Source organism: Kitasatospora sp. NPDC004669 (genome assembly GCF_040609455.1).
In the GTDB taxonomy this organism is placed as follows: Bacteria; Actinomycetota; Actinomycetes; order Streptomycetales; family Streptomycetaceae; genus Kitasatospora.
Genome location: NZ_JBEXKB010000008.1, coordinates 85,519 through 98,295, shown reverse-complemented (window position 1 = coordinate 98,295; position 12,777 = coordinate 85,519). Strand labels below are relative to the sequence as shown.

Genomic DNA, 12,777 nt, shown 5'->3' with positions numbered 1-12,777 from the left:
GGCTGCCCGGAGCTCAGGACGCCGGGCGGTCAGGGGGCACTGAGCGCTCTAGCGCGGTGGCGGGCAGAGCGTGGCGCGCAGCGCGTCGTTGATCTTCGCGGCGGTGTCCGGCCCGAAGCCCTGCGGGTGGTCGGGCGAGGTGAAGTGCTGGTCGGCCAGTTCGATCAGCTTCGCCTTGTCCTTGGGGAACTGGTACATCGACTGGCACTGCTTGCGGGCCTGCTCCACCACCTGGTCGGGCTTGTCGCCGACGATCGCCGGGTCGATCGCCTTCAGCGCGGCGACCACCTTGCCGGTCACGTCGGCGTCCGGCTTGGCGGGCAGCCCCGCGTCGGCGGGCGGGGCGGGCTTGGCCGGGGCCGAGCCGTCCGTCCCGGGCGCCGGTGCGCCCGTGGCGCCGTCGGCCGTGCCGGTCGCGGAGGGTGCGGGGGTGCCGGGTGTCCCGGCGGTCCCGGACGTTGAAGCGGTCGAGCCGGTCGAGCCGGTCGAGCCGGGGGTCGAGGCATCGGACGGGGTGGCGGCGGCGGTGGTGGGGGAACCGGCCGCGGCGGTGGCCTTGCCCGAGCTCGATCCCGAGCTGGAGCAGGCAGCGAGGCTCACCGCGGCGAGTGCCGTGAGGGTGGCGGCGAGGAGTCGAGTGCGCATGGCGCCACACTGTCATGTTCGCGGCGTCGAGGGGAAGGTCCCCCGGACGGCGGACGGCGGACGGCGGCCCGGAAGCCGAGGCCTCCGCACCGGCGTCCGAAGGGCGAGCCGTTCACCGTCCGCCGTACGCCCCGGGCGTCAGCCGAGCCCGTTGGCCTTCAGCCAGTCCTTGGCCACCGCCGACGGGTCCTCCTTGTCGACCGCGACCCGCTTCATCAGCGCCGTCAGTCCGGCGGTGTCCAGCTTGGCCGACACCGCGTTGAGCGCTGCCGTCGCGGTGGCGTTCACGCCCGCCTTGCTGACCAGCGGGGTGACGTTCTGCGCGCCGAAGACGTTCTTCGGGTCGGTCAGCGGGACGAGCTTGTACTGGACGATCTTCGGGTCGGTGGTGAACACGTTGCCGACCTGGATGCTGCCGTCCTTGAGCGCGTTCGCGGTGGTGTCGGCGGTGGGCTTCCACTCCTTGAAGGTCAGCCCGTAGACGTCCTTGAACTGCTGCTCGCGGCGGGACTTGAACTCCGGCGGACCGCCGATGGTGAACTCGCCGGCCTTGGCGGCCAGGTCGGAGATGCTCTTGAGGTTGTACTTGTCGGCAGCCTCCTGGGTGACGCTGAGCGAGTCCTTGTCCTCGGCGGGGGAGGAGTCGAGGATCCCCAGCGAGGCGGGCAACGTCTTGGTCAGCGCCGCGTTCACGTCCTGGGTGGTGACGGCGGTGGCCTTGGCGTCCAAGTAGGCGAGCAGTGAGCCGTTGTACTCGGGCAGGACGGTCAGGTTGCCGCTCTGCAGCTGCCCGTAGAGCACCTCGCGGCTGCCGATGTTGAACTTCTCCTCGACCTTGACGCCCTTGGCCTTGAGGGCCTGCGAGTAGATCGAGCCGAGCAGGACGTTCTCCGGGAAGTTCGCCGAGCCGACGACCACCGTCGACCCGGAGTCGCCGCCGGTCGCGGCGGCGCCCGCCGCGGCGCCCGAACCCCCGTCGAGCGGGTTGCTGCTGGAGGAGCTGCAAGCGGTGGCGCCCAGGGCGAGCGTGGCGAGGGTGCCGAGGAGGACGGCGCGCCTGCTTCTCTTCATCGTCGACATGGTGACAGTTGTCCTTCCGGAACGGATGGGAGCGGAGAGTTTCAGCGGGCCCGGCGCTGGGCGCGCACCCCGGGCGGGAGCGCGAACCGGGCGAGCAGGGCGAAGAACAGCTGGGCGCCGACCGCGAGCAGCACCACCAGCAGCGCGCCGCCGACGGTCACCGCGTACTGGCGGGTGGCCAGTCCGTCGATGACGTAGCGGCCCAGACCGCCCAGTCCGACGTAGGCGGCCACCGTGGCGGTGGCGATCACCTGGACGGTCGCGGTGCGGAAGCCCGCCAGCAGGGTCGGCGAGGCCGACGGCAGACAGACCTGGAGGAGCACCTGGGGGTGGGTCAGCCCGATGCCGCGCGCGGCGTCCCGGACGTCCGGGTCGGTCCCGCGTACCCCTTCGACGGCCGCCACCAGCAGCGGCGGCGCGGCCAGCGCGACCAGTGGGATCAGCACGGCGGTGTCGCCGACCCCGGCGAGCAGCACCGCGAGCGTCACCAGACCGAGGGTGGGCAGGGCACGGGCGGCCCCGGCCAGCGCGGTGACCGCGGTGACGCCGCGCCCGGTGTAGCCGATCAGCAGCCCGAGCGGCACGGCCAGCAGGGCCGCGAACAGCAGGGCCTCACCGGAGAGCAGTAGGTGCTCGGTGATCCGGTGCACGATCGAGTCCGGACCGCTGCGGCGGTCCGGGGCGGAGAAGAAGTCGTTCAGCCAGTTGAGCCAGTTCACGAGCCCGCTCCCTTCTCCCGGACGGCCCAGGGCGCGAGCAGCCGCCGGGCGGCCACCAACAGCAGGTCGACGGCCAGCGCGAGCACGGCGATCAGTACGATGCCGGCCACGATCGGGGTCGGGAAGGTGCGCTGGAAGCCGTCGACGAACAGGTAACCGAGCCCGCCGCGCCCGACCAGTGCGCCGACGCTGGCCAGCGAGATGCTGGACACCGCGGCGACCCGCAGTCCGGCGATCAGGTACGGCACGGCGGCGGGCAGTTCGACCGAGGTCAGTCGGTGCCACGGCCCGTACCCCATCGCGGTGGCGGCCTGTCGGACGGACTCGGGGACGGCGCGCAGCCCGTCCACGGTGGTCGGCAGCAGCACGGCGAGGGCGTAGAAGGCGAGCGGGATCATCACGGTCGCCTGGGTGGCGAGCCCGGTGTAGGGGATCAGCACCACGAACACGGCCAGCGAGGGCAGCGCGTAGACGACGTTGAAGACCGCGGCCAGCGGCTGGTACAGCCGGGGGAACCGGGCGCAGGCCAGACCGAGCGGGACGGCCAGCAGCAGGCCGATGAGCACCGGGACCAGGGCGATCACGGCGTGGTCGGCGAGCAGATGGCCGAGGTAGCCGAGGTGGTCGCCGATCCAGTACCAGCGGACGATCGGTTCATCGTCCATCGTCGGCTCCGTCCGCCCGATCGGCTCCGGTCGTCTCGTCGGCGCCGGTCGTCGTGTCGGTGCCGGCGGTCTCGGCGGTGCCGCTCGCCCCATCGGTGCCGGCCGGCTCGCCGGTGTTGACTCTCTTGTCGAAGGCGGCGCCGGTTCCCGTGACAGGCGCGAGCGCCGCGAAGATCGCCTCGCGGCTCACGGTGCCGGTGGCCCGGCCCTCGGCGTCCAGCGCGACCGCGACCCCGACGGGGGAGAGCACGGCGGAGTCCAGGGCGGTGCGCAGGGTGTCGGTGTCCGGGCGGTAGCCGGCCACCGGCTGCAGCTCGGCGGCGACGGCGTTGCGGTCGATCCAGCCGATCGGGCGGCGCTCGTCGTCCAGGGCCAACTCCCAGCCCCCGTACCGGACTCCCTCGCCGACCGGGCGGAGCGGGACGGCGCCGGCGGGGCGCAGCCCGAGACCGCGCAGGCCCCGGTCGCGGCCGAGGAAGGCGGCCACGCCGTCGTCGGCAGGGGCGGTCAGCAGGGTGTGTGGGTCGGCCAGTTGGGCGATCCGACCGTGCTCGCGCAGCACCACGACCTGGTCGCCGAGCCGGACGGCCTCCTCGATGTCGTGGGTGACGAACAGCACCGTCTTGTGCAGCTCGGACTGCAGCCGCAGCAGCTCGTCCTGCAGCCCGGCGCGCACCACCGGGTCGACGGCGCTGAACGGCTCGTCCATCAGCAGCACCGGCGGGTCGGCGGCCAGTGCGCGGGCCACGCCGACCCGCTGCTGCTGGCCGCCGGACAGCTGGAACGGGTAGCGCTTGGCGGTCTCGGGGACGAGCCCGACCAGTTCGAGCAGTTCGGCGGCCCGGGCGCGGGCCTTCTTGCGGTCCCAGCCGAGCAGGTAGGGGACGGTGGCGATGTTGTCGATCACCCGCCGGTGCGGGAAGAGCCCGGCCTGCTGGATCACGTAGCCGATGCCCCGGCGCAACTTGGCGGGTTCCAGCTGGGCGACGTCGGTGCCGTCCAGCAGCACCCGGCCCGAGGTGGGCTCGACCATCCGGTTGACCATGCGCAGCAGGGTGGTCTTGCCGCAGCCGGACGGTCCTACCAGGACGGTTATCCGACCGGTCGGGACGTCCAGGTCCAGGCCCTCGACGGCGATGGTGCCGTCGGGGTGGCGCTTGCCGGCGCCCTCGAATCTGATCACGGGGTGTTTCCTCGTCAGGGCGCCCCGGGGAGGCGGCGCCTGTGTCGTTCGGTCGTTCGGTCGGGTCGTTCGATTGACGGCGGCTCCAACCGCCCGGGCGTTCTTCCGCCCGCGTGGTTGCCCAGGTTTGGACCGGCGGAAACTCCGATCAGATTATGACCTGAATTATCTCCTGTCCGTGATTTACCGTGTGGCACGCGCCGTGGAGCCCGGCTCAGACCAGGCTTGAGCCCCCGTTCGCCGCGCCGCTTCCGTGCTCCGCTCGGGCCCGCGGCTCAGCCGCCCGGGCGGGTCGGCAGCCCCGCGGCCGCCCAGCCGGCGAAGCCGCCGTCCAGGTCGGTCGCCCGGTGCAGTCCCAGCGCACGCAGCGACGCGGCGGCCAGGCTGGAGGCGTAGCCCTCGGAGCAGACCACGATCGGCTCGATGTCGTAGCCCGTGGCCTCGGGGATGCGGTGACTGCCCGTCGGGTCGAGCCGCCACTCCAGGACATTGCGCTCGATGATGAGCGAGCCGGGGATCTCGCCCTCGGCCGCCCGCTGCGCCGCCGGACGGATGTCCACCAGCAGCGCGCCCTCCAACTGGGCCTGGTACGCCTCCCGGGCGCGCGGGCGGTGCACGCCTTCGCGGGCGCGCTCCAGCAGGTCGTCGATCGTGGTCACCACTGCTCCGGTCCTTCCTCCGAGGTGCGGACGAGCCCACCGGCCCGCAGGTCGTAGTGCGCCATCGAGCTGAGCGGCGGCGAGTAGGCGTGCAGGGTGACGGCCGGGCCGGAAGCGGTGTTGCGGACGTCGTGCACGTACTCGGGGCCGAAGGCCCGGGCGGTCCCGGCCGGGACCCGGCGGATCAACAGGCCCTGCTCCGGGCCGCCGAGGGACAGCTCCTCCAACTCGCCGAGGGCGACGGTGAACGCGCCGCGCGAGCCGCCGTGGTCGTGGAAGCCGGTGGACTGGCCGGGCAGCCAGCTGATCAGCCACACCTCGTGGTCGTCCTCGGCCACCAGGCGCCGGTACCAGCGCTCCTCGGCGGAGAGGCGGACCAGGTGGATCCACCGCTCGGGCCGCTCGGCCAGCTCGCGGACGACGGTCCGCAGGGCGTTCGGGGTGAGCGGAGCACGGGCGCGCTCGGCGGGGGGTGTCTCGGGGGTGTGCGTCGGGGTCTCGGCGGCGAGGTCCGGGCTCATGGGGCGTCCTCGGGTGCGGCGGGAACGTCGGCGGGGTGCGTCCGGGTGCGGCGGCCGAAGCGCTGGTGCCTGGGCGGGCGCGGGCCGACGGAGCGGCCCGGCACCACCGGGCACGGCACGCACGGTGCCGCCGGGCGGGCGGGAGTCAGAACTGCGGGTGCAGGTGCGCGGCGCGGGCCCTGGTGGACGTCACAGGGTGGGACCGGCGGGGGAGAACAAGGTCAACAGGCACAGATGGAACTCGCCTGGCGTCGCAGATCGACGTGCAGGCGGCAAACCAGAGTGGTGCCGGAGTCCATGAACCGGATCCTTTCCGAGCCGGTCGGACGAAGTCAAGCCGGGACGCCCGACTGTTGCGCCCTGTTAACCCTCGGCGGAGCGGCACGGCGCCGGGGCAGCCGCGGCCGACGGCGCCTGTGCGCAGTGGCCGGACGGCGTCGAGGGCGAGCCGCCGGGCGGCTGCGCGGGGACCGGCGCGACGGCGGAGCCCCCGGCGGGCGACAGTGCCTGTTCGATCACCGGCCCCGCCTGCTCGCCCAGGTAGCGGCCGAGCGTCTGGTAGGCGTCGAACTGCTGGTGGTTGAACCACTGGTCACTGGTGCCGTCGTTCGGGAAGGCCCGGTTCGCCACCGCGTAGGAGTGCAGCTCGTACGGCATGTCGGCGGTCAACACCGCCTGGAGGACGATCAGAGTGCCGTGCCGGTCGGGCTCCGGCCGGCCGTCGGTGTCGGGGTAGCGGATGTCGCCGGTGATCACCCCGCGGGCCGAGAGTCGGTCGGAGAGCTGGGCCGCCAGCCCGCGCAGCGGTGCGCCGGCCCCGTCCCGCCCAGCGGCCCCGTCCCGGTCGCCGGCCCCGTGCTGGTCGGCGGTGGCGCTGCCCGGGATCAGCAGCTCCGGCCGGTGCAGGGTGATCACGATGCCGAGCTCCTCGCGGGCCAGGGTGATCGCGGCGGCCAGGTTCGCGGCGTAGCCCGAGTCCCCGCTGGCGTCGATGCACACGGCCGTCCGCACCCGGTGCCGCAGCAGCTCGACCAACCCGAGGTTCTCGTAGTGGCCGCCGTCGGTGGTGAGCAGGAAGCGGTCGTCCGCCGGGAACCGGCCGGTCAGCTCCCGCAGTTGGTACGGGAGCCGACGGACCGCGGGCTGCGCCGCTCGGCGCCAGTCCGGGGCGCCGGACCAGACCGGGCCGAGCACCGCCGGGTTGGGCAGCCATGTCCCGAGCCGGGCGTTGGTCACCGCGAACAGGCCCTGGTAGACCTGGGACTGGCGCCCCATGGCGGAGGAGAAGGCGGCGCCGGAGACGGCCATCGCCGACTGGACGGTGAGGTCCCGGGCGATGTGCCGCCGGGTGCGCCGCTCCAGCAGGTCGGTGCGCGCGTACCCGACGTCCGGACCGCCCACGTAGTCGTGGGAGAGCGAGAAGGAGACCGCCCGACGGCCCGGCGGCGTACGGGAGTTGCCGGAGAGGTTGGCCGCGGTGGAGAAGATCACCTGCGGGAAGTCGGGGTGCCGGGCGGCGTAGTGGCTCAGCCAGGTCTGCTCGCGGTAGAAGTCGTACCGGCGGGCGAACGACCGGCCGCCCTCGTTGACCCGGCGGACCGCGAACGCCGAGGCCAGGCGCAGCCGGTAGAACGGGTGCAGGCTCATCCAGGTCTGGTCGAGGTTGAGTCCGACCGCGCCGAGCACCAGCGGCAGCAGCACCTGGACGGCCGTCGGCCAGGCGTACCCCGTGGCGACCGCCCAGCCGAGGGCCAGCAGCGCGCCCGCCGTCAGCGCGGTGAGGGCCGCCCACACCACGACGTACTGCGGCAGGTTGGCGGTCATCCGGCCGCCGAGCCGGCCGATGCCGCGCAGTGCCCCGGCGACCGCGGCCGCGCCGCTGCGGATCGTGCGGCGGTCGCGCCAGAGTATGCCGAGCAGGAGCGCGAGGTAGCTCAGCACCACGGTCAGGCTGAGCCCGGCGCCGGTCAGCTGCGGACCGGCCGCCAGCGCCTGTTGGAGCCGGACCGCGCCCCAGGCCAGCCCCGGCACCGCCAGCACCCCGACGGCCAGCAGGGCGGCCAGCGCGAGCGCGGCGTAGTAGAGCCGGTGCAGCGTGCGTGGCAGCAGCGCGTGCCAGCCGAGCGGCGGGAAGGCCAGCAGCCACAGCAGCCAGCATCCGGCCGCCGCGGCGAGCAGCGCTCCGACGGCGGCCAGCGCGGGCGTCCGGAACACCAACTCGCCCGGTACGGCGCCCGCGTGCCGCAGTCCGGCCGCCGCCAGGCCGTCCAGGTCGGTGAGGGGGAGGGCGTGGTAGAAGCGGCTGAGGCCGAGGCCGAGCACCAGGACGGCGGCCAGCAGCAGGGTGAGCGCCGACAGCACGCCGCGCAGCAGCGTCCCGAGGGCGACCAGCCACTCGCCGGTGCCGTCGGCGATGAACTTGCTGTGGCGGCGGAGGTGGTCCTCCTCCGGGGAGCCGGGCTCCAGCACGGTGTCGGCCGTCAGCCCCGAGACGGCGTGCACCGGGCTGCCGGGGGCGGAGTCGCTGAGCGCGAGCTGCAGTGCGCCCACGGTGTAGCCGCCGCCAGAGACGGAGACCAGGTACCGCGCCCGTTTGAGCCACGGGCGCAGCGCCTGGAGGGCGCCGAGCGTGACGCAGGCCGAGCGGATGCCACCGCCCGAGGCGCAGAAGCCCAGCTCGGCGGGCTCGCGGCCGGGCGGCACCCGGGCGGCTTCGCGCCAGTGGGTGCGGGCGTCGGGTGGCTCCTCGGACGGCTGCCCGCCGTGCCGGGCGGCCGTCGGCCAGGGCGGGATCAGCGCCGGACGCTCCGGGTCGGTCTCGTCCGCGGGCTTCGACGAGGAGGGCAGCAGCCCGCGTACCGCCCGGGCGGCCGTCACCGTCAGCAGGCCCGCCGCCACCACCCCGGCGGGCGGGAGCAGCAGCCAGGCGACGGTGGAGAGCGCGGCCGCCAGCGCGAACGGGGTGTCGGAGCCGCCGTGGTCGAGCCCGATGCGCAGCAGAACGTTCCCGGTGAGGTCGCAACCGGCCGCGAGCAGCCCGGCCCCGCCGACCGTGAGGACCAGGGCCCGCCGCCGCCGGCCGAGCACGTACCCGCCGAGCAGCGCCGCGGCCACCAGCGTGAGCCCGCACCCGGCGGTCAGCCAGACCTCGGCGCGCAGGGCGGCCGCGTAGTCCCCGGCGTGCTCGCCGACCACCGCCTCGGCGGCGGTACGGGAACCGGCCAGCCGCAGGGCGACCTCCCGCGCAGGGGGCGCCTGCCGGTGGTACAGCAGCCGGCCGAGGACCAACGGGAGCAGGGCGCCGAGGGCGAGCAGCAGGCCCGCCCACGCGGGCAGGGCGGGCGGGCGCCCCGCCGCCTGGCCGTCACCCACGGCCGCACCCGAAGGACCCGTCGCGCCTGAAGGGCCCGCCGTATCCGGAGTACCCGCAGTACGCTCCGCGCGCTTGCTGAACGCTGCCACCCACACCACTCCTTGGTCCTGATGCCACCCCGTGTCGTCGCCGTGCCGTCGTCCGATTCCCCTGCCCGATCCCCGAATTGACGCCTCCAGGCCCCGGTGTGACGGTCCGTCGCGGCATCCACCGGCGTTTTACCCGGCGGTGGCCGATTCCGCACCCCGGGCGCCCGCATTCACTCGAATGAGTAAGGAGCGCACTTCCGGGGTAGATGAGCGTTTCATCCCACCCCGGGCCACCCGCGTGTCCGCGTAACAAGATCGCCCCAGACGCGTTACCGCCAACGTATTGTCAGGCCACCAAGGCCCGGCCTACCGTCTACAGATCGCTTTCTACGCACGTAGACCCCTGCGGTTCCCCGAGCGGACCCGCAGGAGAGACCCACCCCGTCAACCCTCAGACCGCGGGCCCGACCGCTCGGCCGGGCCCCGGAGTTGCGGAGGTACCCATGTCGCAGATCGTCCGTGCCGCGCTCGTCCAGACCCGCTGGACCGGCGACCAGGAGAGCATGATCGCCCTCCACGAGCGGTACGCCCGTGAGGCCGCCGCCCAGGGCGCGAAGATCATCGGCTTCCAGGAGGTCTTCAACTCCCCGTACTTCTGTCAGGTCCAGGAGCCCGAGCACTACCGCTGGTCCGAGGCCGTCCCGGACGGCCCGACCGTGCGCCGGATGCGCGAGCTCGCCCGCGAACTCGGCCTGGTCATGGTCGTTCCGGTCTACGAGGAGGAGCAGACCGGCGTCTACTACAACACCGCCGCCGTGATCGACGCGGACGGCAGCTACCTCGGCAAGTACCGCAAGCACCACATCCCGCAGGTCAAGGGATTCTGGGAGAAGTACTACTTCAAGCCCGGCAACCTCGGCTGGCCCGTCTTCGACACCGCCGTCGGCAAGGTCGGCGTCTACATCTGCTACGACCGCCACTTCCCCGAGGGCTGGCGTGCCCTGGGCCTGGCCGGCGCGCAGATCGTCTACAACCCCTCCGCCACCAGCCGCGGCCTGTCCGCCTACCTGTGGCAGCTCGAACAGCCCGCCGCCGCCGTCGCCAACGAGTACTTCGTCGCCGCCATCAACCGGGTCGGCACCGAGGAGTACGGCGACAACGACTTCTACGGCACCTCCTACTTCGTCGACCCGCGCGGCCAGTTCGTCGGCGACGTCGCCTCCGACAAGGAGGAGGAACTCGTCGTCCGCGACCTGGACCTGGATCTGATCGAACAGGTCCGCCAGCAGTGGGCGTTCTACCGCGACCGCCGGCCCGACGCCTACGGACCGCTCGCCGAGGCCTGAGGAGCACCGCGATGACCACCCGCGACCCGCACCAGCGCACCGTCGTCCGCGGCGGCCTCGTCATCACCGCCACCGACGAACTCCACGCCGACGTCCTCATCGAGGGCGAACGCATCGCCGCGCTGGCCGCCACCGGCAGCGCCGCCGCCGAGGCCTGGACCGCCGAGACCGTCATCGACGCCACCGGCCACTACGTCATCCCGGGCGGCGTCGACGCCCACACGCACATGGAGCTGCCCTTCGGCGGCACCGCGGCCTCAGACACCTTCGAGACCGGCACCCGCGCCGCCGCCTGGGGCGGCACCACCACCATCGTCGACTTCGCCGTCCAGCCCGTCGGCGGCTCGCTGCGCGAGGGCCTGGACACCTGGCACGCCAAGGCCGAGGGCAACTGCGCCGTCGACTACGCCTTCCACACCATCGTCTCCGACGTCAACGACGCCGTCCTCAAGGAGATGGACGCCCTCGTCGACTCCGGCGAGTCCACCTCCTTCAAGCTGTTCATGGCCTACCCCGGTGTCTTCTACAGCGACGACGGCCGCATCCTGCGCGCCATGCAGCGCGGCGCCGCCAACGGCGGGCTGATCATGATGCACGCCGAGAACGGCATCGCCATCGACGTCCTGGTCGAACAGGCCCTCGCCGCCGGTCACACCGCCCCGCGCCACCACGGCGAGGTCCGCCGCGAACTGCTGGAGGCCGAGGCCACCCACCGGGCCATCAAGCTCGCCCAGGTGGCCGGCAGCCCGCTCTACGTGGTGCACGTCTCCGCCGCCTCCGCCCTCGCCGAACTCGCCCAGGCCCGCGATGCCGGGCTCAACGTCTTCGGCGAGACCTGCCCGCAGTACCTCTTCCTCTCCACCGACAACCTCGCCGAGGAGGGCGCGGACGGCTTCGAGGGCGCCAAGTACGTGTGCAGCACGCCGCTTCGGCCCCGCGAGCACCAGGAGGCGCTCTGGCGGGGGCTGCGCACCAACGACCTCCAGGTGGTCTCCACCGACCACTGCCCGTTCTGCTACGTCGGGCAGAAGGAGCTCGGCCGCGGCGACTTCTCGAAGATCCCCAACGGCCTTCCGGGCGTGGAGAACCGGATGGACCTGCTCCACCAGGCCGTGGTGGACGGGCACATCAGCCGGCGCCGCTGGGTCGAGATCGCCTGCACCACCCCGGCCCGGATGTTCGGGCTGCACCCGCGCAAGGGCACCATCGCGCCGGGCGCCGACGCCGACCTGGTCGTCTACGACCCCGCCGCGGTGCAGACCGTCTCCGCCGCCACCCACCACATGAACGTGGACTACTCGGCCTACGAGGGCCGACAACTCACCGGCCGGGCGCGGACGGTGCTCTCACGCGGCACCGTCGTGCTGGACGGCGGCAGCTGGCTCGGCCGGGCCGGTCACGGTGCCTTCCTGCGCCGTGACACCTGCCAGTACCTGACCTGAGCCCTCCCTTCTCCCGCCCGGGGTCGCGCGGCACACGCCGACCCCGGGACGCCCTCCCACCCCTCCCGGAGCCATCCATGGACATCGGCCTCGTCCTGCAGACCGACCCGCCCGCCCGCCTGCTCATCGACCGGATGATCCGCGCCGAACAGGCCGGGTTCAGCCACGGCTGGACCTTCGACTCCTGCGTGCTGTGGCAGGAGCCCTTCGTCATCTACAGCCGGATCCTCGCCGAGACCGAACGCCTGACCGTCGGCCCGATGGTCACCAACCCCTCCACCCGCACCTGGGAGGTCACCGCCTCCCTGTTCGCCACGCTCAACGACATGTACGGCAACCGCACCGTCTGCGGCATCGGCCGCGGCGACTCCGCCATGCGGGTCGCCGGACGCCGGCCCGCCACCCTCGACCGGCTCTCCCAGGCCATGCACGCCATCAAGGAGTTGGCCGAGGGGCGCACCATCGAGGTGGACGGCACCGAGATGCACCTGCCGTGGGTGGGCCCCGGCGCCGCGCTGCCGATCTGGATGGGCGCGTACGGCCCGAAGGCGCTCGCGCTGACCGGCCGTCAGGCCGACGGCTTCATCCTGCAGTTGGCCGATCCCTACCTCACCGAGTACATGGTCAAGGCGGTCCGTGCCGCTGCCGTCGAGGCCGGCCGGGACCCGTCCTCGCTCACCATCTGCGTGGCCGCCCCCGCGTACGTCACCACCGACGACTCGCCCGCCGCGCTCGCCCACGCCCGGGAGCAGTGCCGCTGGTTCGGCGGGATGGTCGGCAACCACGTGGCCGACCTGGTCAGCCACTACGGCGAGCACTCCGGCCTGGTGCCCGACGCGCTCACCGACTACATCAAGGGCCGCCAGGGCTACGATTACAGTCACCACGGCCGGGCCGGGAACCCCGACACGACGTTCGTCCCCGACGAGATCGTCGACCGCTTCTGCCTCATCGGGCCGGTGGAGGCTCAGCGCGCCCGACTGGCGGAGCTCCGCTCGCTCGGCGTCGACCAGTTCGCCGTCTATGCCATGCACGACGCCGTCGAGGCCACCATCGACGCCTACGGAACGGACGTCATCCCCCATCTCTGATCCCCTTGTGTCAGACGGGAGTTG

The 12,777-nt window shown here is 73.2% G+C and carries 12 protein-coding genes; 3 read left to right on the top strand and 9 right to left on the bottom strand.

All coding sequences use genetic code 11. From position 1 onward, the window contains the following. Positions 1 to 48: 48 nt before the first annotated feature. The 9 genes from ABZW30_RS09445 to ABZW30_RS09405 form a co-directional block, all read right to left on the bottom strand. Complete coding sequence (locus tag ABZW30_RS09445) at positions 49 to 645, bottom strand: hypothetical protein (RefSeq protein WP_355670446.1); 597 nt, start codon at positions 643 to 645, stop codon at positions 49 to 51. Between the two features lie 138 nt (positions 646 to 783). Further along, entirely contained in the window at positions 784 to 1,716 is a 933-nt protein-coding gene (locus ABZW30_RS09440; protein WP_355670445.1) for an ABC transporter substrate-binding protein, read from the bottom strand. Between the two features lie 50 nt (positions 1,717 to 1,766). After that, the gene (locus ABZW30_RS09435) at positions 1,767 to 2,444 is read right to left on the bottom strand and encodes an ABC transporter permease (protein WP_355670444.1); all 678 of its coding nucleotides are present in this window, start codon (positions 2,442 to 2,444) and stop codon (positions 1,767 to 1,769) included. Further along, positions 2,441 to 3,109 (bottom strand): ABC transporter permease, encoded by a 669-nt coding sequence (locus ABZW30_RS09430; RefSeq protein ID WP_355670443.1) that lies wholly within the window; start codon positions 3,107 to 3,109, stop codon positions 2,441 to 2,443. The genes ABZW30_RS09435 and ABZW30_RS09430 overlap by 4 nt, the downstream gene beginning before the upstream one ends. Next, complete coding sequence (locus ABZW30_RS09425) at positions 3,099 to 4,292, bottom strand: ATP-binding cassette domain-containing protein (protein WP_355670442.1); 1,194 nt, start codon at positions 4,290 to 4,292, stop codon at positions 3,099 to 3,101. The genes ABZW30_RS09430 and ABZW30_RS09425 overlap by 11 nt, the downstream gene beginning before the upstream one ends. 275 nt (positions 4,293 to 4,567) lie before the next feature. After that, positions 4,568 to 4,954: a rhodanese-like domain-containing protein gene (locus ABZW30_RS09420; protein WP_355670441.1), complete on the bottom strand. Its 387-nt coding sequence runs from the start codon at positions 4,952 to 4,954 to the stop codon at positions 4,568 to 4,570. Continuing rightward, positions 4,948 to 5,472 (bottom strand): cysteine dioxygenase family protein, encoded by a 525-nt coding sequence (locus ABZW30_RS09415; protein ID WP_355670440.1) that lies wholly within the window; start codon positions 5,470 to 5,472, stop codon positions 4,948 to 4,950. Before ABZW30_RS09415 ends, ABZW30_RS09420 begins: the two co-directional genes overlap by 7 nt. Positions 5,473 to 5,693: 221 nt before the next feature. Then, the gene (locus ABZW30_RS09410; RefSeq protein ID WP_101948289.1) at positions 5,694 to 5,771 is read right to left on the bottom strand and encodes a putative leader peptide; all 78 of its coding nucleotides are present in this window, start codon (positions 5,769 to 5,771) and stop codon (positions 5,694 to 5,696) included. A 64-nt stretch (positions 5,772 to 5,835) separates the two neighbouring features. After that, positions 5,836 to 8,844 carry a hypothetical protein gene (locus tag ABZW30_RS09405; protein ID WP_355670439.1) on the bottom strand — a complete coding sequence of 1,003 codons (3,009 nt, stop codon included), beginning with the start codon at positions 8,842 to 8,844 and terminating at the stop codon, positions 5,836 to 5,838. Between the two features lie 533 nt (positions 8,845 to 9,377). On the opposite strand from ABZW30_RS09405, the gene ABZW30_RS09400 reads away from it, so the two are divergent. The 3 genes from ABZW30_RS09400 (at position 9,378) to ABZW30_RS09390 (ending at position 12,753) form a co-directional block, all read left to right on the top strand. Then, complete coding sequence (locus tag ABZW30_RS09400) at positions 9,378 to 10,220, top strand: nitrilase-related carbon-nitrogen hydrolase (RefSeq protein ID WP_355670438.1); 843 nt, start codon at positions 9,378 to 9,380, stop codon at positions 10,218 to 10,220. Between the two features lie 11 nt (positions 10,221 to 10,231). After that, on the top strand, positions 10,232 to 11,662 hold the full coding sequence (gene hydA, locus ABZW30_RS09395) for a dihydropyrimidinase (protein WP_355670437.1): 1,431 nt from the start codon (positions 10,232 to 10,234) through the stop codon (positions 11,660 to 11,662). 77 nt (positions 11,663 to 11,739) lie between these two features. After that, positions 11,740 to 12,753 carry a TIGR03842 family LLM class F420-dependent oxidoreductase gene (locus ABZW30_RS09390; RefSeq protein WP_355670436.1) on the top strand — a complete coding sequence of 338 codons (1,014 nt, stop codon included), beginning with the start codon at positions 11,740 to 11,742 and terminating at the stop codon, positions 12,751 to 12,753. Positions 12,754 to 12,777 lie beyond the last annotated feature (24 nt).